The organism is Pseudomonas sp. P1.8, from assembly GCF_001269805.1.
Taxonomy (GTDB): domain Bacteria; phylum Pseudomonadota; class Gammaproteobacteria; order Pseudomonadales; family Pseudomonadaceae; genus Aquipseudomonas.
On the sequence record NZ_LHVM01000013.1, the window covers coordinates 186,619 to 209,774 of the forward strand.

Annotated in this window: 20 protein-coding genes; 15 read left to right on the forward strand and 5 right to left on the reverse strand. The window is 58.8% G+C overall.

The genetic code is table 11. The features are described from left to right. Positions 1-28: 28 nt before the first annotated feature. Positions 29-1,465, reverse strand: a complete 1,437-nt coding sequence (locus AD668_RS11750) for a transglycosylase SLT domain-containing protein (protein WP_053158767.1) — start codon at positions 1,463-1,465, stop codon at positions 29-31. A gap of 99 nt (positions 1,466-1,564) precedes the next feature. After that, positions 1,565-2,332 (reverse strand): hydroxyacylglutathione hydrolase, encoded by a 768-nt coding sequence (gene gloB / locus AD668_RS11755; protein WP_053158770.1) that lies wholly within the window; start codon positions 2,330-2,332, stop codon positions 1,565-1,567. Between the two features lie 65 nt (positions 2,333-2,397). On the opposite strand from gloB, the gene AD668_RS11760 reads away from it, so the two are divergent. The 5 genes from AD668_RS11760 (at position 2,398) to AD668_RS11780 (ending at position 7,706) form a co-directional block, all read left to right on the forward strand. Continuing rightward, positions 2,398-3,156 (forward strand): class I SAM-dependent methyltransferase, encoded by a 759-nt coding sequence (locus tag AD668_RS11760; RefSeq protein WP_053158771.1) that lies wholly within the window; start codon positions 2,398-2,400, stop codon positions 3,154-3,156. Positions 3,157-3,246: 90 nt separating this feature from the next. Further along, a complete protein-coding gene (rnhA, locus tag AD668_RS11765; RefSeq protein WP_053158774.1) occupies positions 3,247-3,699 on the forward strand; it encodes a ribonuclease HI in 453 nt (150 codons plus the stop codon). Positions 3,700-3,856: 157 nt separating this feature from the next. Then, on the forward strand, positions 3,857-4,609 hold the full coding sequence (gene dnaQ / locus AD668_RS11770) for a DNA polymerase III subunit epsilon (RefSeq protein WP_053158776.1): 753 nt from the start codon (positions 3,857-3,859) through the stop codon (positions 4,607-4,609). A gap of 212 nt (positions 4,610-4,821) precedes the next feature. Further along, positions 4,822-7,077: an arginine/lysine/ornithine decarboxylase gene (locus tag AD668_RS11775; protein ID WP_053158779.1), complete on the forward strand. Its 2,256-nt coding sequence runs from the start codon at positions 4,822-4,824 to the stop codon at positions 7,075-7,077. 14 nt (positions 7,078-7,091) lie between these two features. After that, the gene (locus AD668_RS11780) at positions 7,092-7,706 is read left to right on the forward strand and encodes a GNAT family N-acetyltransferase (protein ID WP_053158782.1); all 615 of its coding nucleotides are present in this window, start codon (positions 7,092-7,094) and stop codon (positions 7,704-7,706) included. Here AD668_RS11780 and AD668_RS11785 read toward each other — a convergent pair. Both AD668_RS11785 and AD668_RS11790 read right to left on the reverse strand, forming a co-directional pair. Next, the gene (locus AD668_RS11785) at positions 7,672-8,565 is read right to left on the reverse strand and encodes a LysR family transcriptional regulator (protein WP_053158785.1); all 894 of its coding nucleotides are present in this window, start codon (positions 8,563-8,565) and stop codon (positions 7,672-7,674) included. The genes AD668_RS11780 and AD668_RS11785 overlap by 35 nt on opposite strands. Before the next feature lie 88 nt (positions 8,566-8,653). After that, positions 8,654-8,881, reverse strand: coding sequence for a hypothetical protein (locus tag AD668_RS11790; RefSeq protein WP_053158788.1), 228 nt, complete (start codon positions 8,879-8,881; stop codon positions 8,654-8,656). Between the two features lie 174 nt (positions 8,882-9,055). Between AD668_RS11790 and AD668_RS11795 the strand changes: the two genes are divergently transcribed. Both AD668_RS11795 and AD668_RS11800 read left to right on the forward strand, forming a co-directional pair. Beyond that, on the forward strand, positions 9,056-9,616 hold the full coding sequence (locus AD668_RS11795) for an NADPH-dependent FMN reductase (RefSeq protein ID WP_053158792.1): 561 nt from the start codon (positions 9,056-9,058) through the stop codon (positions 9,614-9,616). Between the two features lie 127 nt (positions 9,617-9,743). Next, on the forward strand, positions 9,744-11,027 hold the full coding sequence (locus AD668_RS11800; protein ID WP_053158796.1) for an arsenic transporter: 1,284 nt from the start codon (positions 9,744-9,746) through the stop codon (positions 11,025-11,027). An 89-nt stretch (positions 11,028-11,116) separates the two neighbouring features. Here the strand turns inward: AD668_RS11800 and AD668_RS11805 are convergent, their stop codons facing one another. Further along, complete coding sequence (locus AD668_RS11805; protein ID WP_053158799.1) at positions 11,117-12,067, reverse strand: DUF1853 family protein; 951 nt, start codon at positions 12,065-12,067, stop codon at positions 11,117-11,119. Positions 12,068-12,183: 116 nt separating this feature from the next. Between AD668_RS11805 and AD668_RS11810 the strand changes: the two genes are divergently transcribed. The 8 genes from AD668_RS11810 (at position 12,184) to AD668_RS11845 (ending at position 23,148) form a co-directional block, all read left to right on the forward strand. Further along, positions 12,184-13,074 (forward strand): NAD(+) kinase, encoded by an 891-nt coding sequence (locus AD668_RS11810; protein WP_053158802.1) that lies wholly within the window; start codon positions 12,184-12,186, stop codon positions 13,072-13,074. Then, complete coding sequence (locus AD668_RS11815; protein WP_053158804.1) at positions 13,074-14,045, forward strand: metallophosphoesterase; 972 nt, start codon at positions 13,074-13,076, stop codon at positions 14,043-14,045. The genes AD668_RS11810 and AD668_RS11815 overlap by 1 nt, the downstream gene beginning before the upstream one ends. Next, on the forward strand, positions 14,042-14,911 hold the full coding sequence (locus AD668_RS11820) for a rhomboid family intramembrane serine protease (protein WP_053158807.1): 870 nt from the start codon (positions 14,042-14,044) through the stop codon (positions 14,909-14,911). The genes AD668_RS11815 and AD668_RS11820 overlap by 4 nt, the downstream gene beginning before the upstream one ends. A 32-nt stretch (positions 14,912-14,943) precedes the next feature. Next, a complete protein-coding gene (locus AD668_RS11825; RefSeq protein WP_053158810.1) occupies positions 14,944-15,204 on the forward strand; it encodes a YeaC family protein in 261 nt (86 codons plus the stop codon). After that, positions 15,201-16,031, forward strand: coding sequence for a DUF2797 domain-containing protein (locus AD668_RS11830; RefSeq protein ID WP_053158813.1), 831 nt, complete (start codon positions 15,201-15,203; stop codon positions 16,029-16,031). The genes AD668_RS11825 and AD668_RS11830 overlap by 4 nt, the downstream gene beginning before the upstream one ends. A gap of 10 nt (positions 16,032-16,041) precedes the next feature. Next, a complete protein-coding gene (gene pepN, locus AD668_RS11835; RefSeq protein ID WP_053158816.1) occupies positions 16,042-18,699 on the forward strand; it encodes an aminopeptidase N in 2,658 nt (885 codons plus the stop codon). Positions 18,700-19,682: 983 nt separating this feature from the next. After that, entirely contained in the window at positions 19,683-20,735 is a 1,053-nt protein-coding gene (locus tag AD668_RS11840; RefSeq protein ID WP_053158819.1) for a YCF48-related protein, read from the forward strand. Between the two features lie 28 nt (positions 20,736-20,763). Continuing rightward, a complete protein-coding gene (locus AD668_RS11845) occupies positions 20,764-23,148 on the forward strand; it encodes an RND family transporter (RefSeq protein WP_053158821.1) in 2,385 nt (794 codons plus the stop codon). Positions 23,149-23,156 lie beyond the last annotated feature (8 nt).

A 23,156-nucleotide genomic window follows, 5' to 3' on the forward strand; every position in this document is an offset into this window, starting at 1 on the left:
AAAAGCCCCTGAATTCAGGGGCTGTTTTTTAGCGTGGATTGGCGACTGTCAACATCTGCCCCGGCTTCAACGCCTGGCCGACACGCGGGTTCCAGCGTTTGAGGTGCTGCATCTCAACGTTGAAGCGTTTGGCCACGATGTACAGCGAATCGCCTTGCTGAACCTTGTATTTGGTCTGCTGCTGCTTCTTGCTGTTGGCAGCGACCACGGTATTGACGCGACCGGAGTTGCTTTTGCGGGTGTCGCGCATGACCAGGGTCTGGCCGGCCTTGAGGTTCTTGCCGCTGAGGTTGTTCCAGCGTTGCAGATCCTTCACGTCGACGTCGTTGGCCTTGGCGATGGAGCCGAGGTTGTCGCCGCGCTTGACGCGATAACTGCGTTTGGCACTGGCGACTGCAGTCGTGTCCGCGCGGTCGAATACCGGCTTGAGCGGCTTTTTGCTGATCAACTCTTCAGGACGCATGGTCTGCAGGCTGGTGGTCAGCAGCTGTGCCTTGGAGGTCGGCACCAGCAGATGTTGCGGGCCATCAAGTGTGGTGGTGCGCTGTTTGAAGGCCGGGTTGAGCTGGAACAGTTCGTCTTCGTCGATATTGGCGACTTCGGCGACTTTGGACAGGTCCATGCGCTGATTGATTTCGACGGCCTGGAAGTACGGCTCGTTGGCAATCGGGTTCAGGTTGACGCCGTAGGCTTCGGGGGCCATGACCACTTGCGACAGCGCCAGCAACTTTGGCACGTAGGCCTGGGTTTCGGACGGCAGCGGCAGGTTCCAGTAGTCAGTCGGCAGGCCGAGCTTTTCGTTGCGCTCGATGGCTCGGCTGACGGTGCCTTCGCCGGCGTTGTAGGCTGCCAGGGCCAGCATCCAGTCGCCGTTGAACATGTCATGCAGGCGAGTCAGGTAATCCAGCGCGGCGGTGGTCGACGCAGTGATGTCTCGACGGCCATCATACAAGTTGGTCTGACGCAGATTGAAGTAACGCCCGGTGGAAGGGATGAACTGCCAAAGACCTACCGCGTTGGCCCGAGAATAGGCCATCGGGTTGTAGGCACTTTCAATCACCGGCAGCAGCGCCAGTTCCAGCGGCATGTTGCGCTCTTCAAGGCGCTCGACGATGTAGTGCATGTAGAGGCTGCCACGTTCGCCGGCATTTTCGAGAAATGAGGGGTTGCTGGCGAACCACAGGCGCTGTTGCTCGATGCGCGGGTTCACGCCCAACCCGTCCTGCAACTGGAAGCCCTGGCGCATGCGCTCCCAGACGTCCTGGGGGATTTGCGGACTGGGTTTTTCGCTGAGCCAGATCGGCTTCTGTTTGGCGCGTGCGGCGATGTTCGGAGTGTGCGTCGCATCAGTCTGCGGCGCATGGCTGGAACAGCCCGCCAATGTGGCGGACACAGCCACCGCTATGGCTTGAGCCAAGCGGGTCAATGCGTCTGAATTGATGGCTTTACGAATAGGTGACGACATTGGCTGGAAGTTAGTTCCGAACAAAAATGTCGGGCGATTCTAGAAAGCGCACCCCCTGCGGTCAACCTTTCAGAACTGCGAGACTCACAAGCAAGCTGTTTAGAACCGGTCTTTCCAAGCCCTTAGCGCAGCAAAAACCATATCCGGCGCCAAGTTATCGGTGCCGGTCCGTTCGTCCGCTTTTTCTTTAACGGATGTTTCACCGGTACGCAAAAACGGATTTGTGAGCTTCTCCAGTGCCAACGTCGAAGGCAGCGTCATGATCCCGGATTCCCGTTGCCGGGTGACTTTGGCCAGGCGTTCGGCAGTGTCCGGATTGTTCGGTTCGACCGCTGCGGCAAACTTCAGATTGCTCAGCGTGTACTCGTGGGTGCAATAGACCAGCGTGTCCTCCGGCAGCTCGGCCAGGCGGGTCAGAGAAGCGTACATTTGCCCAGGCGTGCCTTCGAACAGGCGTCCGCAGCCGGCGGCAAACAGCGTGTCACCACAGAACAACAAACCAGGGTGGTAATAGGCAATATGCCCCAGTGTATGGCCGGGAACGGCGAAGACATCGAACTCTCGTCCGAGCACGGTGACACGGTCGTTGTCCTGGAGCGCAACGTCCCGTGCCGGGATGTTTTCACTGGCAGGGCCATAGACCTTTGCGTTTGTCGCTTTCTTGAGCTGTTCGACACCGCCGACATGGTCATGATGGTGATGAGTGATCAGAATATCGCTTAATGTCCAGTCGGAATTGGCCGCCAGCCAGGCTTGCACGGGCGCGGCATCACCCGGATCGACGACCGCGCAGCGCTTGCTGACAGGGTCTTGTAACAACCAGATGTAGTTATCGGTGAAGGCGGGCAGGGCAGTGATCTGTATCATCGTCGGATTCGCCAAGCAGAAAACAAAGGCGCATCTTAGAACTTCCTGGCGCGTTGGAGAATGCAATGACTGATAAAGCGTTCGCACAGGCTGATCCCGACTGGCTGGCGTTGATCAGCGCCGCCCGCGACTGGCTGTCCGGTCCCATCGGGCAGTTTTTGCTGGACGAAGAACGGCGCATGCTCGAAGACGAGCTAGGGCGCTTTTTCGGCGGCTATCTCGTGCATTATGGCCCTTCTGCCCAGACACCGCCGTCGGCGCCGCAGGTGCAGCGCAATGTGCGGCTTGGTGCGCCGTTGCCGGGGGTCGAGATCGTCTGCGAAGAACAAGCCTGGCCGCTCAGCGAACATGCCGCCGACGTGGTGGTGTTGCAGCACGGGCTGGATTTCTGCCTGTCTCCCCATGGTTTGTTACGTGAAGCGGCCAGCAGCGTGCGACCTGGCGGGCACCTGCTGATCGTCGGAATCAATCCCTGGAGCAGTTGGGGCCTGCGGCATGTGTTCGCCCATGACGGGATGCGCAAGGCGCGCTGCATCTCCCCGTCGCGTGTCGCCGATTGGCTGAACCTGCTGGGCTTCGCGCTGGAGAAACGTCGCTTCGGGTGCTATCGTCCGCCGCTGGCTTCGCCTACCTGGCAGGCCCGTCTTGCCGGATGGGAGCGCAAGGCCGGTGACTGGCAACTGTCGGGTGGCGGCTTCTATTTATTGGTGGCACGCAAAATCGTGGTCGGTCTGCGCCCGCTCCGACAGGAGCGTCGTGAAACGATGGGCAAACTGATTCCGTTGCCAATGGCCAAGGTCAATCGGCGCAACATCGAGCCATAACCCCTTCTTCAATTTCTGCCGGGCGAGTCCCGGCTTCGGGCGTCGTCGATCCTCGATCGACGAGCCACCGCATTTTCTGGATAGATTGGCATGAGTGATAGCGTAGAACTCTTTACCGACGGCGCCTGCAAAGGCAATCCCGGCCCTGGTGGCTGGGGTGCATTGCTGGTGTGCAAAGGCGTTGAAAAAGAACTCTGGGGCGGCGAAGCCAACACCACCAACAATCGCATGGAACTGATGGGCGCCATTCGCGGCCTGGAAGAGCTCAAGCGCCCCTGCGAGGTGCTGCTGGTGACCGACTCCCAGTACGTCATGAAAGGCATCAATGAGTGGATGGACAACTGGAAGAAGCGCGGCTGGAAAACCGCTGCGAAAGAACCGGTTAAAAACGCCGACCTGTGGAAACTGCTCGACGAGCAGGTCAATCGCCATAAAGTCACATGGAAATGGGTGCGCGGACATATCGGGCATCACGGTAACGAACGGGCCGACCAGTTGGCTAACCGTGGCGTGGACGAAGTGCGCGGCTACAAACAAAGCTAAACAGCGATGTCTGCCCGTAGGAGCTGCCGCAGGCTGCGATCTTTTGACTTTGATTTTCAAGATCAAGAGCAAAAGATCGCAGCCTGCGGCAGCTCCTACTGGCACCGTGTTAACATCGCCGCTTTTGCACGATTGACCGATTGAGAGCTGAGCACTGATGGCCACCAGATCCGTTGTACTCGATACCGAAACCACCGGCATGCCGGTGACCGACGGCCACCGGATTATCGAAATCGGTTGTGTCGAGTTGATCGGCCGGCGCCTGACGGGGCGACACTTCCATGTGTACCTGCAACCGGACCGCGAAAGTGATGAAGGCGCCATTGGCGTGCACGGCATCACCAACGAATTCCTGGTGGGCAAGCCACGTTTTGCCGAAGTGGCCGAAGAGTTCTTTGAGTTCATCAAGGGCGCGCAGCTGATCATCCACAACGCGGCGTTCGACGTTGGCTTCATCAACAACGAATTCGCCTTGATGGGGCAGCGCGAACGTGCGGACATCACGCAACACTGCTCGATCCTCGATACCTTGATGATGGCCCGGGAACGGCACCCGGGCCAACGCAACAGCCTCGATGCCTTGTGCAAACGCTATGGCGTCGACAACTCCGGCCGTGAACTTCACGGCGCCTTGCTCGACTCCGAGATTCTTGCCGACGTCTACCTGACCATGACCGGTGGCCAGACCAGCCTGTCCCTGGCCGGCAATGCTTCCGATGGCAATGGTTCCGGAGAGGGTGCGGACAACTCCGCCACGGAAATCCGTCGTTTACCAGCAGACCGCCAGCCGACGCGCATCATCCGTGCCAGCGAAGATGACCTGGCACGGCACGCGGCTCGAATGGAAGTCATCGCAAAATCCGCTGGCGCTCCGGCGTTGTGGGTGCAGTTGGCTGAGGCGCAGGCGTAGATCCTTCGTGAAGATCGAGCTCCTACGAGGGAATGCGTAATCCTGTAGGAGCTGTCGAGTGAAACGAGGCTGCGATCTTTTGGAAGCCGACCCGCACCCCGGAAAGCATTCGCTGACCCATTTTAGGGCGTCGTGCTCGCCACATCCGTTTCAACCCTCTACCCTGAGGAGATTGGCAGGCTCTGGCCTGCCGCCTCAGGACACTGAGCCCCATGTATAAAGACTTGAAATTCCCGGTCCTGATCGTGCATCGCGATATCAAGGCCGACACCGTCGCCGGCGATCGCGTGCGCGGCATCGCCCGGGAGCTGGAACAGGAAGGTTTCAGCATCGTGTCGGCGGTGGACTACACAGAAGGGCGCCTGGTTGCGTCGACTTTTCACGGTCTGTCCTGCATGTTGATTGCATCCGAAGACGCCAGTACCCATTCCCATCTGTTACAGAATATGGCCGAACTGATCGGTCTGGCACGGGTGCGTGCGCCGGATTTGCCAATCTTCGCGCTGGGTGAAAAGGTCACCCTGGAAAATGCCCCGGCCGACGCCATGGCCGAGCTCAATCAGTTGCGCGGTATTCTTTATCTGTTCGAAGACACGGTGCCGTTTCTCGCCCGGCAGGTGGCGCGAGCTGCGCGCAAGTACCTTGATGGCCTGTTGCCGCCATTCTTCAAGGCTTTAGTTCAGCATACCGCCGACTCCAATTACTCCTGGCACACACCGGGGCACGGCGGTGGCGTGGCCTATCACAAAAGTCCCGTAGGGCAGGCGTTTCACCAATTTTTTGGCGAGAACACCCTGCGCTCGGATTTGTCGGTTTCAGTGCCGGAACTCGGTTCGTTGCTGGATCACACCGGTCCCCTGGCTGATGCGGAGGCCCGTGCTGCGCGTAATTTCGGCGCCGATCACACCTTCTTCGTCATCAACGGCACGTCCACCGCCAACAAGATTGTCTGGCACTCGATGGTGGCTCGCGACGATCTGGTGCTGGTGGATCGCAATTGCCACAAATCGGTGTTGCACTCGATCATCATGACCGGCGCCATCCCGCTCTACCTGTGTCCGGAACGAAATGAGCTGGGGATCATCGGCCCGATTCCATTGAGCGAATTCAGTGCGGAATCGATTCAGGCAAAAATCGATGCGAGCCCGTTGACCAAGGGGCGGGTACCGAAGGTCAAACTCACGGTTGTCACCAACTCGACCTACGACGGCCTCTGTTACAACGCCGAACTGATCAAGCAGCAACTGGGCAGCAGCGTCGAGGTATTGCACTTTGACGAGGCCTGGTATGCCTACGCAGCGTTCCATGAGTTTTTCGCCGGGCGATACGGTATGGGCACGTCCCGCAGTAAGGACAGCCCGCTGGTGTTTACCACCCATTCCACTCACAAGTTGCTGGCGGCATTCAGCCAGGCGTCGATGATCCATGTGCAGGATGGCGGGGCGCGGCAACTGGACCGCGATCGCTTCAACGAAGCGTTCATGATGCACATCTCTACGTCGCCGCAGTACGGCATCATCGCCTCGCTGGATGTTGCATCGGCGATGATGGAAGGTCCGGCCGGTCGTTCACTCTTGCAGGAAATGTTCGATGAGGCCCTGAGCTTTCGTCGTGCACTGGCCAATTTGCGCCAGCACATCGCCGCTGACGACTGGTGGTTCTCGATCTGGCAACCGCCGTCGGTGGAAGGCATTGAACGGGTCGTGACTGAAGACTGGCTGTTGCAGCCCGATGCCGACTGGCACGGATTTGGCGGCGTGACAAACGATTATGTGTTGCTCGACCCGATCAAAGTCACGTTGGTGATGCCGGGTTTGACAGCGGGCGGCACGCTTGGCGAACGCGGGATTCCCGCAGCAGTGGTCAGCAAATTCCTTTGGGAGCGCGGTTTGGTGGTCGAGAAGACCGGGCTGTATTCGTTCCTGGTGTTGTTCTCTATGGGCATCACCAAGGGTAAATGGAGCACGTTGCTCACTGAGTTACTGGAATTCAAGCGCAGTTACGACGCCAATATCAGTCTGGCGAGCTGCTTACCGTGTGTGGCTCAACCAAACATTGCACGCTATCAAGGCATGGGGCTGCGGGATTTGTGCGATCAGTTGCACGCCTGCTATCGCGCCAATGCGACGGCCAAGCACCTTAAACGTATGTACACGGTGCTGCCGGAAGTCGCGATGAAGCCGGCCGACGCCTATGATCAATTGGTGCGGGGGGACGTCGAGGCCGTGTCGATCGATGCACTGGACGGGCGCATCGCGGCGGTCATGCTGGTTCCTTATCCTCCAGGCATCCCGTTGATCATGCCAGGCGAGCGTTTCACCGAGGCGACGCGCTCGATCATTGACTACCTGGCGTTTGCCCGGACGTTCGATAGCAGTTTCCCGGGGTTCGTCGCCGATGTGCACGGATTGCAACATGAAGACGAGGGCAATGGACGGCACTACACCGTCGATTGCATCAAGGAATGAGGACTTTTCCCAGTATGCAGCCGGTCATGAATCCAACCCATCCAGGGCTGTCGGTACGCGTTGCCGACGAAGGTTTCGCCCCCTATATCTGGGGCAGCGATTTTAGTTTTGAAGTCGCCGCCTACGGTGCGCCTGAAATTGGTCAGCCTGTGGAGCATTGGCGAGTCACGCCTATCACCCCCTATCGCAAATGCTATGGCATTGATCCCGAGGAGTTCAGCAGCTTTCGCGATGCACCGGACAGCGCGATTTTCATGGCGTATCTGGATGACGAGCCGGTCGGACACCTGGTGGTGAGCACCAATTGGAACGGCTTTGCCCATATCGACGAATTGGCCGTGCACGCGCCAGCGCGAAGGCATGGAGTGGCCAAGGCGTTGCTGGACGTAGCGCAGTTCTGGAGCCGCAAGAAAAAGTTGCCGGGCATCATGCTCGAAACCCAGAACAACAACCTGGGCGCCTGTCGCCTCTATGAGCGGTGTGGTTACGTGATCGGCGGGATTGACCATCTGCGCTATCGCGGCATTGATCCGAACACCGCTGAAGTGGCGCTTTTCTGGTATCGAATGTTTGAAAATCCTTTGGAAAACCCGATCAGTTCGCCAGCATCGCCGCGGCTTGTTCCGTAAGGATGGCCAGCAAGGCCTGAACGGCTGCAGAGGGTTCGCCGTTTTTCAGGGTCAAGGCGTACAGGCAGACCGGCACGGCCGGTGCCAGCGGGCAGACATCCAGCCCCGTCGTTTTGGCCCCGAGCGCGGTGAAAGGGTCGACAATGGCCAGGCCTTCGCCGGCCTCGACCATGCTGCGCATCATCTGGTGCGTCTGCACGCGGGTCTGAATGACCGGGGCCGGGCGCAGGGCATGCAGTTTGTTTTCCAGTGCCGGGCTCAACGGGTCGTGACCTTCAAGGCCGATCATCGATTGGCCGGCCAGATCCTGTAGCGAGATGTACTTCTGTTTCGGTTGCAGCCAGCCATGGGGTGCGAGCAGTTGCAGCTTGCCTTGGGCAATCACCTGGCAGGCGATTTCGGCGCGATCGGGATCATGCAGGCTCAACCCCAGATCGCTTTCGCGCAATAACAGACTTTTGACGATGTCTCGGGTGGGTTGACTCAACAGCGTGCAGGGCGCGTCCGGCAGGTGTCGACGCAAGGCGGCGATGCTGTGGGGCAATAACTGTTGGGCCAGGGGCGGGGTGCAAATGATGCGCAGCGGTGGTGCCAGGTATTGTTTGAGGCTATTGGCCAGGCGCTGAACCGGTTCGAGCGCATCGTAGACCCGTTCGATTTCCACCTGCAGTTCCCGCGCTTCCCGGGTGGCCTGCAAGCGCCCGCGCACGCTGGCAAACAACATGAACCCCAGCTGATCCTCGGCGTCGCGCAGCAAATGCTCGACATCGGTCACCGGCATCTGCAGCCATTCGGCGGCGGTGCCCAGGTGACCGGTCTGCAGGAGCGCCTGGATCACTTCGATATGGCGTAAGCGCATACATGAAGTCCATGTTCATCAGGTGAAGGAGTCAGTGGCTGAATCCTACCCCAAGTTCGCGCATATGACTTCTGCTCATAACGACGAGTTATGAAACGCTGGCGGTTTGCGGTTCGCGGGTAATGGACACGCCGGTTTGCACTAGCATGAATTCATTGTCGTCGACCTTGTTGACACGGTCGCCAATGGCCAGCTTGTAGGTGGTGACAGGGCCTGAACCGTCTGCCGCCGGGGTGGAGTCCTGGAACTCGTGCACCGAATAAACACGGCCTTCTGCGTCTCTTGCATGGAACTGACCGACGAGTACTGCTGCCATCTGCTTAGAACCTCTGGAGATAAATCACTCAATTTGCGGCTCTGTAGACCGTGCCTGGGCGAAGTAAGTTTTCATACAGGAAAAAAATAGTCGGGAGCAGTGTTTTCGGCTGCCCGCCGGGTAAACGTCATCTATAACTACACACTCTTTCCAACGGACAGTCGAGAATCTCCCATGAGCAACGTCTATACGATCGCCGTCGTGGTCGGCAGCTTGAGAAAGGAATCGATCAACCGCAAGATCGCACTGGCTCTGGCTGATCTGGCACCGGCCAGTCTCAAGCTCAATATCGTCGAAATTGGCGATTTGCCACTCTACAACGAAGACATCGATGGTGTTTCACCGCCGGCAGCCTACAGCACTTTCCGACAACAGGTGAACTCATCCGACGCGGTGCTGTTCGTCACCCCTGAGTACAACCGCTCGGTACCGGCGCCGATGAAGAATGCAATCGATGTGGGGTCGCGCCCGTATGGCAAAAGTGCCTGGAGTGGAAAACCTGGCGCTGTCATTAGCGCATCGCCGGGTGCAATCGGCGGATTCGGGGCGAACCATCATCTGCGCCAGTCCATGGTGTTTCTCAATGTGCCATTGATGCAGCAACCAGAGGCCTATCTGGGCGGTGCAGGCTCAGCGTTTGACGAGGCGGGCAAGTTGTCGGAGTCGGTCAAGCCGTTCCTGCAAAGTTTCATCAATGCTTACGCTCAATGGGTCGAGCAACACAAGAAAGCCTGAGTTCGCGCTCCTTTTGTCTGTGGCGGGCGCAAGTCGGCTCGTCATGGACAAGCAGCCGATTGCTTCCTTCCTTGAAAGCCCCTATGTTCGCGCTTCCTTTTTTATCCCTCGTGTAAGGTTGCAGCGAATGCTGGCTGCGTCACTGATATTCTTGCTGACCATCACCTTGGTGATCTGGCAACCCAAAGGGCTTGGCGTAGGCTGGAGTGCATCATTGGGCGCCGTGCTGGCGCTGATATTTGGCGTGGTGCACCTGGGCGATATTCCACTGGTGTGGCAAATCATCTGGAATGCCACGGGCACCTTTGTTGCGCTCATCATTATCAGCCTGCTACTGGACGAGGCAGGGTTGTTTGCCTGGGCCGCGCTGCACGTGGCTCGATGGGGGCGGGGCAGTGGACGCAAGTTATTTGCTTATATGGTGCTTTTGGGTGCAGTGGTGTCGGCGTTGTTCGCCAATGACGGTGCGGCGCTGATTCTCACCCCCATCGTGATTTCCATGTTGCTGGCGTTGCGTTTTTCCCCGACAGCGACGCTGGCGTTTGTCATGGGCGCGGGTTTCATTGCCGATACGGCGAGCTTGCCGCTGGTGGTGTCGAACCTGGTGAACATCGTTTCGGCGGACTACTTCAACATTGGTTTCAATCGCTATGCCGCCGTGATGATTCCGGTCAACCTGGTCAGCGTTGCGGCGACCCTGGCAATGCTGATGTGGTTTTTCCGTCGCGATATCCCCGGCAATTACGACCCTCAGAAGCTGGATCACCCGGCCTTCGCGATCCACGACAAGGCGACGTTCTATGCCGGGTGGGTGGTGCTGGTGATTTTGTTGCTCGGCTGTTTCGCCCTGGAGCCGCTGGGTATTCCGATCAGCGCGATCTCGGCGGTATGTGCGGCATTGCTGCTGGCCATTGCCGCCCGCGGGCACAAGATCTCCACGCGCAAGGTGATGAAGGAAGCACCGTGGCAGATCGTGATTTTCTCGCTGGGCATGTACCTGGTCGTCTACGGCCTGCGCAATGCCGGACTCACCGGGTATCTGGCAGGTTGGCTCAATGGCTTTGCCGAGTACGGCGTCTGGGGCGCGGCGATGGGCACGGGTGTCCTGACCGCGCTGCTGTCGTCAATCATGAACAACCTGCCAACGGTACTGATCGGTCTGCTGTCCATCGATGCCAGCCAGGCGAGCGGTGTGGTCAAGGAAGCGATGATCTACGCCAACGTCATCGGCAGTGATTTGGGGCCGAAGATTACGCCAATCGGTAGCCTGGCGACGCTGTTGTGGCTGCACGTGCTGGAGCGCAAGAATATCCGGATCGGCTGGGGGTATTACTTCAAGGTAGGGATTGTACTGACGGTGCCGGTGTTGCTGGCGACGTTGGCGGCGCTGGCTGTGCGGTTATCCATCTAGACGGAGTGGCCCCTTTCGCGAGCAGGGGTATACATCTCGATGTGGGAGCCATCCTGCTCGCGAAAGGGCCAGTTCAAGCAGCACAACACTCAACCTAGCCCCGGAACATTCGGCCAAAGATCCGCCACCAGAAACAACCGCTCGGCTTCTTCCCAGTCGCCCTGGGCGTTTTCCGTCAGTCGCACCAACAATTGCGCCGGGGCGAGCGGGTCCAGGACGCTCAGCCATGTTTCCAGTTGTTCGGCGGTCCAGGTGTGCTCCTCGGTGTAGTGCGCAGGTGCCAGCCAGGCATGACGGGGCAAGGGTTGCCAACGACCGGCGGGGCTCTGAGCAACGAACTCCGTCCAATCCTTTTGATGCAACCAGCGTCCGCGCAAATGTCGCGGGTGCGCGCCGCGAGGTGAGTCAGAATGTCCTGGCCATGGATAAAGCAGATAGCCGCCCAGCCATAAATGTGCACTGAATTGGCGGATATCCAGCGCCGCGAGCACTTCGCGGCTCTCGGGGCGTGCGGAGATCGGCAACTGATGTTCGCTGAGGTGATTCAACTTGCGGTCCAGCCGGTCATGGCAACCTGGGCCGAGCCATTGCGCGGTGTCATGGCCATCGCCGGATTGCGGGCCGAGGTAAAGCTTGATTGCCAGTTCCAGGTGATGCACGCCGTCGCGATCGCGCAGCAACATGTCGAGCTCGCCCAGCGTGTGACCTTCGCGGCGGATCGGCATGTTGGCGGCGATCAATTCGATGCCAGGCGCATGCTGCACGGCAAATTGCCAAAGTCGTTCGTAATACAGTCCCAGGCGCCGAGTTCGGGCCTGGGCCAGCCAGTGCAGCAGCCCGTAACTGTCCCGGTCGAGCTGTCGCAGCCAGTGTTCCAGGCGCTCCGGCGTCTGTACCCAATCGCTGCCGGCCAGCGGATGCCGCTGTGGCCACGGCGTATCGCCAAGCATCGGCGGCGCGAGGATGACCCACGCCAGGTCGCGCACTTCAGGGTGGCGCAACTGATGGGGTAACTGGAGCAAATCTGGAAATAGGATCATCTTGCGAGCATAGCCCGAAACAAGAGCACACCCTTGAAGCTGAAAGGATTTTGTCTACGGCCGGCTTTCGCCCATAATCGTGCTTTTCGCCGCCACACAGATCCCGCAGGAGCCCCATGGAGCAATTTCGCAATATCGGCATCATCGGTCGCCTGGGCAGTTCACAGGTGCTGGATACCGTCCGCCGACTGAAACGGTTTCTGCTCGATCGTCACCTGCACGTGATCCTCGAAGACACCATCGCCGAAGTCCTGCCGGGCCATGGCTTGCAAACCTCGTCGCGCAAGATGCTCGGTGAAGTCTGCGACATGGTCATTGTCGTCGGAGGTGACGGTAGCCTGCTCGGCGCCGCCCGAGCGTTGGCCAAACACAATATACCGGTGCTCGGCATCAACCGGGGCAGCCTGGGTTTCCTCACCGATATCCGTCCTGATGAACTGGAAGTCAAAGTCGCCGAAGTGCTCGACGGCCACTATCTGGTGGAGAACCGCTTCCTGCTGCAGGCCGAAGTCCGCCGCCACGCCGAGGCTATCGGTCAGGGCGACGCGCTTAACGACGTGGTGCTGCACCCCGGCAAATCAACGCGGATGATCGAGTTCGAACTGTACATCGATGGCCAGTTCGTCTGTAGCCAAAAGGCCGACGGCCTGATCGTTGCCACGCCGACCGGTTCCACCGCGTACGCGTTGTCCGCCGGTGGGCCGATCATGCACCCCAAGCTCGACGCCATTGTAATTGTGCCGATGTACCCCCATACCTTGTCGGGTAGACCCATTGTGGTCGATGGCAACAGTGAGCTGAAAATCGTCGTGTCCAAGGATATGCAGATTTACCCGCAAGTCTCGTGTGACGGTCAGAACCACTTTACCTGTGCACCCGGCGACACCATTACCGTCAGCAAAAAAGCCCAGAAGTTGCGGCTGATTCATCCACTCGACCACAACTACTACGAAGTCTGCCGGACCAAGCTCGGCTGGGGTAGCCGGTTGGGTGGTGGAGGCGACTGATGCTCGATCCCGCGCGAAGCTACGACCTGATCGGTGACGTGCACGGTTGCGCAATGACCCTTGAGCATTTGCTCGACCGGCTCGGTTATCACAAGCAGGGTGGTGTCTGGCGACACACGTCGCGCATGGCTGTGTTCGTTGGCGATATCATTGACCGCGGCCCGCGGATTCGCGAAGCGCTGCATATCGTCCACGACATGGTCGAGGCCGGTCAGGCGCTGTGCATCATGGGTAACCATGAGTTCAACGCGCTGGGCTGGGTCACGCCGGCACTGCCCGGCAGCGGCAAGCAGTTCGTGCGCGAGCACACGCCACGCCATGCCCGCCTGCTGCACGAAACCCTGACTCAATTTGAACACCATCCGGGGGACTGGCATGACTTCCAGCAATGGTTCTACGAGCTACCGCTGTTTGTCGATGCCGGGCGTTTCCGTGTGGTGCATGCGTGCTGGGATGCGGGGTTGATCGAACCATTGCGAACACTGTTCCCCAACGGTTGCGTCGATGAGCATTTCCTCCAGGCTTCGGCGGAGCCGGGTTCGTTTGCCTGTACCGTGTTCGATCGTCTGCTGCGCGGCACCGACATGCGCTTGCCCCATGGTTTGACCATGACCAGCGGCGACGGATTGGTGCGATCGTTCTTCCGTACCAAATTCTGGGAAGACGACCCGAAGACTTATGGAGACGTTGTGTTCCAGCCCGACGCCTTGCCCGAACCCGTGGCCCGGACACCGCTGACGTCTACCGAAAAGAACAGCCTGCTGCGCTACGGTATCGATGAACCGTTGTTGTTTGTCGGCCACTATTGGCGCAGCGGCAAACCGGCACCGATCCGCCCGAACCTGGCCTGCCTGGACTACAGCGCGGTGCTCTACGGCAAATTGGTCGCCTATCGCCTGGATCAGGAAACCCGCCTCGATCCGCATAAATTCGTCTGGGTCGATGTCGAGCGGCCGGAGGTGCTGCAATGAGTGCTGTCGCGGTATTACGTCTGCCACTGGCGGTCGACCTGAGCGGGTTCGTCCAATTGCTCAAGCGCATGCAAGTGCCTCATCGGGTCAGCGAAGAGTCCGGTGAGCAAGTGTTGTGGGTGCCGCAGAACATCAGCGAAGACGTCCGCGCACTCTACGAACGCTTCCCGGCAGGCGATCCCGATCAGCAACTGGACATTCCGGTGGCGCAAACCGTCAAGCGCCCGGGCTTCGTCGAGCAGTTGAAATACGCGAAAGCTACCGCGCTGATATTGCTGTTGAGTGTGATCGTTGGCGCGGTCACGCTGCTGGGCGACAACCTGGAAACGATGCGCTGGCTGACCTTCCTCGAATTCCGCGTGGTCGGCGAGTACATCCATTTCACACCATTGGCCGACAGCCTCGCGGCAGGGCAGTGGTGGCGTCTGGTGACGCCTATGCTGATCCACTTCGGCATCCTGCACCTGGCGATGAACGGCATGTGGTACTGGGAGCTGGGGCGACGCATTGAATCGCGTCAGGGCAGTATCAACCTGATCGGCCTGACCTTGCTGTTCAGCCTCGTGTCCAACTTCACCCAGTATTTGTTCAGCGGGCCGAGTTTGTTCGGTGGCTTGTCCGGCGTGTTGTACGGCCTGCTCGGGCATTGCTGGATCTTCCAGATGCTGGCGCCCAACCCGGCGTATCGCTTGCCCCGTGGCGTATTGGTGATGATGCTGGTGTGGTTGTTGCTGTGTCTGTCGGGGCTGGTCTCGATGATCGGCTTCGGGGAAATCGCCAACGCGGCCCACGTCAGCGGGTTACTCATCGGATGCTTCACCGGTTTGTTGGGCGGTTTGTACAACCGCCGTAAACTGGCCGCCTAATTCAGATATGCAATAAAGAGCACGGAGACCCAATGTCCTCTTTTAACGAAATGATCAAGAACATCACCCCCGATATCTACGAAAGCCTGAAACTGGCCGTGGAAATCGGCAAATGGTCCGATGGCGGCAAACTCACCGCCGAGCAGCGTGAACTGTCGCTGCAGGCGATGATCGCCTGGGAAATCCAGAACCTGCCCGAAGATCAGCGCACCGGCTACATGGGGCCGCAGGAATGCAGCTCCAAGTCGATTCAAGTGCCCAATATCCTGTTCAAGTCGGATGCCATCCATTGATCGAGATTGGCCGCGGTGCAATCAGCAAAATGTCGGCGCGCCTGGACGGGCCGAACGTGCAATACGCATTTCGCCTGGGCGAAACCGAGGTCCCGGTCAATCCGTTGATCGGGACCACGGTGCGTCTCGAATATCTGGGTGCGATCCACTGCACCCATTGCGGGCGCAAGACCAAAACCAGTTTCAGCCAGGGTTACTGCTACCCGTGCATGACCAAGCTGGCCCAATGCGACATCTGCATCATGAGTCCGGAACGCTGCCATTTTGACGCCGGTACCTGTCGGGAGCCGGAGTGGGGCGAGAAGTTCTGCATGACCGACCATGTGGTGTACCTGGCCAATTCGTCGGGAGTGAAAGTCGGGATTACCCGCGCGACCCAGTTGCCGACTCGCTGGCTCGACCAGGGCGCCAGCCAGGCTTTGCCGATCATGCGCGTATCGACCCGGCAGCAGTCCGGTTTTGTCGAAGACCTGTTCCGCAGCCAGGTGGCTGACAAGACCAACTGGCGTGCTTTACTCAAGGGCGATGCGGCGGCGGTGAACCTGTCCGAGGTTCGCGATCAATTGTTCGCCAGTTGTGCCGAAGGTTTGCAAACCCTGCAGGAGCGATTTGGCCTGCAAGCGATCCAGACCATTTCAGACGTTGATCCGCTTGAAATTCGCTACCCGGTGGAGCAGTACCCGGCAAAAATCGTCAGCTTCAACCTGGACAAAAACCCGATCGCCGAAGGCACGCTGATGGGCGTCAAGGGGCAGTACCTGATCTTCGACACCGGCGTAATCAATATTCGTAAATACACGGCCTACCAGCTCGCCGTGCATCAGTAAGGACTCCAGCATGCGCACCGAACAACCGAAGATGATCTACCTGAAGGACTATCAGGCGCCCGAGTACCTGATCGACGAGACACACCTGACCTTCGAGTTGTACGAGGACCACAGTCTGGTCCATGCGCAACTGGTGATGCGCCGCAACCCCGAGCGTGGCCCGGGCCTGCCGCCGCTGGTGCTGGATGGCCAGCAGCTCGAGCTGTTGTCGGTCACCCTGGCCGACCAGGAGCTTTCTGATTCGCAGTACCAGCTGACCGAAAATCATCTGACCCTGCATCCGACCAGCACCACCTTCACGGTCGATACCAGCGTCAGGATCCACCCGGAAACCAATACCGCGCTGGAAGGCCTGTACAAGTCCGGCACGATGTTCTGCACCCAGTGCGAGGCCGAAGGCTTCCGCAAGATCACCTATTACCTCGACCGCCCGGACGTGATGAGTACCTTCACCACCACCGTGGTGGCCGAGCAGCACAGTTATCCGGTGTTGCTGTCCAACGGCAACCCGATTGCCTCGGGCCCGGGCGAAGATGGCCGGCACTGGGCGACCTGGGAAGATCCATTCAAGAAACCGGCGTACCTGTTTGCGCTGGTGGCCGGTGACCTTTGGTGCGTTGAAGACACCTTCACCACCATGACCGATCGCACTGTGGCGCTGCGCATTTATGTCGAGCCGGAAAACATCGACAAATGCCAGCACGCCATGAACAGCCTGAAGAAATCCATGCGTTGGGATGAAGAGGTCTACGGTCGCGAGTACGATCTGGATATTTTCATGATCGTCGCCGTGAACGACTTCAACATGGGAGCGATGGAGAACAAGGGTCTCAACATCTTCAACTCCAGCGCCGTGCTGGCCAAGGCCGAAACCGCCACCGATGCCGCGCACCAGCGGGTCGAGGCCATCGTTGCCCACGAATATTTCCACAACTGGTCGGGCAACCGCGTGACCTGCCGCGACTGGTTCCAGCTGTCGTTGAAGGAAGGTTTTACCGTTTTTCGTGATTCAGGCTTCTCCGCCGACATGAACTCGGCGACGGTCAAGCGAATCCAGGACGTGGCTTATCTGCGCACCCACCAGTTCGCCGAAGACGCCGGCCCCATGGCACACGCCGTGCGCCCGGACAGCTTCATCGAGATCTCCAACTTCTACACCCTGACCGTGTACGAAAAGGGTTCGGAAGTGGTCGGCATGATCCATACCTTGCTCGGTGCCGAAGGTTTCCGCAAAGGCAGCGACCTGTACTTTGACCGCCACGACGGCCAGGCCGTGACCTGCGATGACTTCATCAAGGCCATGGAGGACGCCAACGGTGTCGACCTGACCCAGTTCAAGCGTTGGTACAGCCAGGCGGGTACACCGCGTCTGGCGGTGAGCGAGTCTTACGACGCGGCGGCAAAAACCTACAGCCTGACGTTCCGTCAGAGCTGCCCGCAAACTCCGGACAAAGTCGAAAAACTGCCGTTCGTGATCCCGGTTGAACTGGGCCTGCTGGACAGCAAGGGCGGTGAGGTTGCCCTGCGGATTGCCGGTGAAGCCGCCGCCCAAGGCACGAGCCGAGTGATTTCGGTGACCGAAGCCGAGCAGACGTTCACCTTCGTCGATATCGCCGAGCAACCGTTGCCGTCGTTACTGCGCGGCTTCTCGGCACCGGTGAAACTGAGCTTCCCGTACAACCGCGACCAGTTGATGTTCCTGATGCAGCACGACAGCGACGGCTTCAACCGCTGGGATGCCGGTCAGCAACTGTCGGTGCAGGTGCTGCAAGAGTTGATCGGCCAGCAGCAGAAGGGCGAGGCACTGTTACTCGATCAGCGTCTGGTGTCGGCGCTGCGTTCTGTGCTCTCGGATGAGTCGCTGGATCAGGCCATGGTCGCGGAAATGCTGTCGTTGCCAAGCGAGGCGTACCTGACCGAAATCAGCGAAGTGGCGGATGTCGACGCCATTCACACTGCCCGCGAGTTTGCCCGCAAGCAACTGGCGGATGCGTTGTTCGAGGGTTTGTGGCTGCGTTATCAGGCCAACCGCGATTTGTCGAAGCAGACGCCGTATGTGGCCGAGGCCGAGCATTTTGCCCGTCGCGCCTTGCAGAATATCGCGCTGTCGTACCTGATGCTCAGCGGTAAACCTGAAGTGTTGGCGGCGACCCTCGAGCAGTTCGACGCCTGCGACAACATGACCGAGCGCCTGACCGCGCTGGCAGTGTTGGTCAATTCGCCATTCGAAGAACAGAAGGCCAAGGCGCTGGCGAGTTTCGCCGAGCACTTCAAGGACAACCCGCTGGTCATGGACCAATGGTTCAGTGTGCAGGCCGGCAGTGTACTGCCTGGTGGTCTGGATCGGGTCAAAGCGCTGATGCAGCACCCGGCGTTCAACATCAAGAACCCGAACAAGGTGCGTGCGCTGATCGGCGCGTTTGCCGGGCAGAACCTGATCAACTTCCATGCGGCAGATGGTTCGGGGTATCGCTTCCTGGCGGATCTGGTGATCGAGTTGAATGGGTTCAATCCGCAGATTGCTTCTCGCCAGTTGGCGCCTTTGACTCGCTGGCGCAAGTACGACAGTGCTCGTCAGATTTTGATGAAGGGGGAGCTGGAGCGGATTCGGGCTTCGGGGCAGTTGTCCAGTGATGTGTTTGAAGTGGTCAGCAAGAGTCTGGCTTGATCTTGGCTTTTGAACCTGGCGGCCTTTGGGCCGACCAGGTTCTTGGTTGATTGAGTACACCCGAACGTACGGCCCCTCGCTTAGGCTCGGCGATCCTTCGCTGCGGTATTGATCCGGGGGCATTGCCCTCCGGTCGGCTTCGCTTCGACCTACATGCAATGAGTTCGACTTCGTCGAACGGCGCTTTGCGCCAATCCCCGGATAATCACCTCCGCTCAGCCTTCCGAGGGGGCGGGTGGATCAAGATCAAAAGCTGAAGGGAGCTAACGCTCGGCCTGATGAGTGGTGAAGAGCGACGGGTGTACGCGGCTTTTGCTTTTGCCTTTTTGTGGGAGCCAGCCTGCTGGCGATGGCGGCCTGCCAGCCGACCAGTTTCTTTCAGATGTACTCAATCCCTGCAGGAGCTGGCTTGCCAGCGATGGCGGCGTGTCAGGTGCAGCAGGGTTGGCCGGGATGGCGCCATCGCCGGCAAGCCAGCTCCTACAGGGAGACGTGTACAGCCTAGCGATCAGGCCGGCCGCCTCGCTTTGGTTGGGCTTTTGATCTTCTTGCCCCCTCGTGAGGCCCACGGAGCAGGACCGGAGCGAGGGCATGCAGAGCCTAGGCGAGGCACCGAATGTCAGGGGCAAGAGCGTTTGGTTACTTTGCGCTTTTCAAAGTAACCCGCTGTAAGAGCGGAACCATAGGTAGCCGTTACCGAAGAAATGGATATGTACACCGAACGCCGAACGCCCCCCACCAAACCCGCAATCACCCCACCTGATACCCAATCATTCAGTACAACCCCACATCCCCCCCGGTTAACAAAAGATAACGTGGCGTCGATTGTCAGACATTCAAAAACACCGATAGGATAAGCCAGCTTCCGAAGGGGCTCTGGATTGCGGGTTTCAGGACTATGCTCTGAAACACCGCTCCAGACGAGCATCCTTGCGGCGCCCTGAAAGGTTGAATGACCTAACAATAATAATGGGGGAAGGTCTATGAGTGAGCCTGTCATGGGTGTGGGTATCTGCCGCCCGCCGGCATTACGCAAAATCGCGTTGCTGGCTACAGCGCTCTCGCTGTTGAGCTCTGCCATGCTGTCGGCACCTGTGCTGGCCGCAGCGGCGCCAGCATCCGACGTTGTTTATGCCACTGAATCTGCCAAGGCCGTCAAAAGCCTGATGCTCGATGTCGTCCACGCCGGCAAGCGCCTGGTGGCGGTCGGGGATCGTGGGCACATCCTTTATTCCGATGACCAGGGCGCCACCTGGACACAAGCCAAGGTGCCAACTCGGGCATTGCTGACGTCGGTATTTTTCGTCGATGACAAGCATGGCTGGGCTGTCGGCCATGACGCGCAGATCCTCGCCAGCGAGGACGGCGGTGTCAGCTGGACCAAACAATTCGAAGACCTGAAACGCGAATCTCCACTGCTCGATGTCTGGTTCAAGGACGTCAGCAGCGGCTTTGCCGTGGGGGCTTACGGCGCACTGCTTGAAACCACCGACGGCGGCAAGCATTGGGAAGACGTCAGCGACCGCCTGGATAACGAAGACCAGTACCACCTGAACGCAATCGCAGCGGTCAAGGATTCCGGACTGTTCATCGTTGGCGAGCAGGGCAGCATGTTCCGCTCCGCCGACTGGGGTCAAACCTGGGAAAAACTCGAAGGTCCGTACGAAGGCTCGCTGTTCGGCGTGATCGGCACGGCTCAAGCTTCCACGCTGCTGGCATACGGCCTGCGCGGCAATCTCTACCGTTCCGCCGACTTTGGCAGCAACTGGGAGCAGGTCGAGCTAAAAGCCGAACGTGGCGATCTGGAGTTCGGGCTTTCCGGCGGTACGTTGCTCGATGACGGTTCCATCGTGATCGTCGGTAACGGCGGCTCGGTGATTCGCAGCAGCGACAATGGCGAAACCTTCAAAGTGGTCAACCGTTCGGATCGTATCTCTGTCTCGGCGGTGACTTCGGCAGGCAATGGCAATCTGATTTTGGCCGGACAGGGTGGCGTTCGCGTCACTTCGCCTAACGGCACCGAGTCGGGCAAATGAGCCGGGTTAATAATAAGAAGGCGCAGCTATGACTTCCTTGAGCACTCATCACCAGGACAAGGCGACGTTTCTTGAACGCCTGATTTTCAACAACCGCCCGGCAGTGATTACCATCTGCCTGCTGGTCAGTATTTTCCTGTTCTGGCAGGCAACGCTGATTCGTCCGTCCACCAGCTTTGAAAAAATGATCCCGCTGGAGCATCCATTCATCCAGAAGATGATGGAGCACCGTAACGATCTGGCGAACCTTGGCAACACGGTGCGTATCTCGGTGGAGGCGACCGATGGCGATATTTTCTCCAAGGAGTACATGGAGACACTGCGTCAGATCAACGACGAGGTGTTTTACATTTCCGGTGTCGATCGTTCTGGTCTCAAGTCACTGTGGAGCCCGAGCATTCGCTGGACCGAGGTGACGGAAGAGGGTTTTGCCGGCGGTGAAGTGATTCCGCAAAGCTACAACGGCTCCCAGGCGAGCCTCGATCTTCTGCGCAACAACGTTCTCAAGTCCGGACAAGTCGGGCGGCTGGTATCCAACGACTTCAAGTCGAGCATCGTCGATATCCCGCTGTTGGAGTCCTATCCTGACCCGCAGGACCAGGGCAAGTTGCTGGCGCTGGACTACCGCAAGTTCTCCCACGAGCTGGAAGAAAAGATCCGCGACAAGTTTGAAAAACAGAACCCCAACGTCAAGATCCACATCGTCGGTTTCGCCAAAAAGGTCGGCGACTTGATCGATGGCTTGGTGATGGTGGTGATGTTCTTCGGTATCGCCTTCGTCATCACCCTGATTCTGTTGCTGTGGTTCACCAACTGCCTGCGCAGCACCGTGGCCGTTCTGAGCACAACGCTGGTGGCGGTGGTCTGGCAGTTGGGATTGATGCACTTCTTCGGCTTCGGGCTCGATCCTTATTCGATGTTGGTGCCATTCCTGATCTTCGCCATCGGTATTTCCCACGGCGTGCAGAAGATCAATGGTATCGCCCTGCAATCGAGTGAAGCGGACAACGCCCTGACCGCTGCACGACGCACATTCCGTCAACTGTTCCTGCCGGGGATGATTGCAATCCTCGCCGATGCGGTGGGTTTCATCACGCTGTTGATCATCGATATCGGTGTGATCCGTGAGCTGGCAATCGGTGCATCCATCGGCGTGGCGGTGATTGTGTTCACCAACCTGATCCTGCTGCCGGTGGCGATTTCCTACGTCGGCATCAGCAAGCGTGCCGTTGAGCGCAGCAAAAAAGACGCGGTGCGCGAACATCCGTTCTGGCGCCTGCTGTCGAACTTCGCCAGCGCCAAGGTGGCCCCGGTTTCCATCTTGCTGGCGCTGATCGCCTTTGGTGGCGGCCTCTGGTACAGCCAGAACCTGAAAATCGGTGACCTTGATCAGGGTGCTCCTGAATTGCGTCCGGATTCGCGCTACAACAAGGACAACAACTTCATCATCAACAACTACTCCACCAGCTCCGATGTATTGGTGGTGATGGTCAAGACCAAGTCCGAAGGCTGCTCGCGCTACGAAGCCATGGCGCCGATCGACGAGCTGATGTGGAAGATGCAGAACACCGAGGGCGTGCAGTCGGCGATTTCTTTGGTGACCGTCTCCAAGCAGATGATCAAAGGCATGAACGAGGGCAACCTTAAATGGGAAACCCTGTCGCGTAACCCTGACGTGCTGAACAACTCCATTGCCCGGGCTGACGGCCTGTACAACAACAGTTGCTCGCTGGCGCCGGTGCTGGTGTTCCTCAACGATCACAAGGCCGAAACCCTCGATCGTGCGGTGCATGCCGTGCAGGAGTTCGCCAAGGAAAACAACAAGGATGGCCTGGAGTTCATCCTTGCTGCCGGTAACGCCGGGATCGAAGCGGCCACCAATGAGGTGATCAAGAAGTCCGAGCTGACCATCCTGATCCTGGTGTACATCTGTGTGGCGGTCATGTGCATGATCACCTTCCGCTCATGGGCGGCGACCTTGTGCATCGTGCTGCCGCTGGTGCTGACCTCGGTACTCGGTAACGCCCTGATGGCCTTCATGGGCATCGGCGTGAAAGTCGCGACCCTGCCGGTGGTGGCACTCGGAGTGGGGATTGGCGTGGACTACGGGATCTACATCTACAGCCGTCTGGAAAGCTTCCTGCGTGCCGGTCTGCCGTTGCAAGAGGCGTACTACCAGACGCTGAAGTCTACCGGCAAGGCGGTGCTGTTCACCGGGTTGTGCCTGGCGATTGGCGTGTGCACCTGGATCTTCTCGGCCATCAAGTTCCAGGCCGACATGGGCCTGATGCTGACCTTCATGCTGCTGTGGAACATGTTCGGTGCACTGTGGCTGTTGCCGGCATTGGCGCGGTTCCTGATCAAGCCGGAAAAACTGGCTGGGCAGAAGGGTAATTCGCTGTTTGCCCATTGAGTCGATGG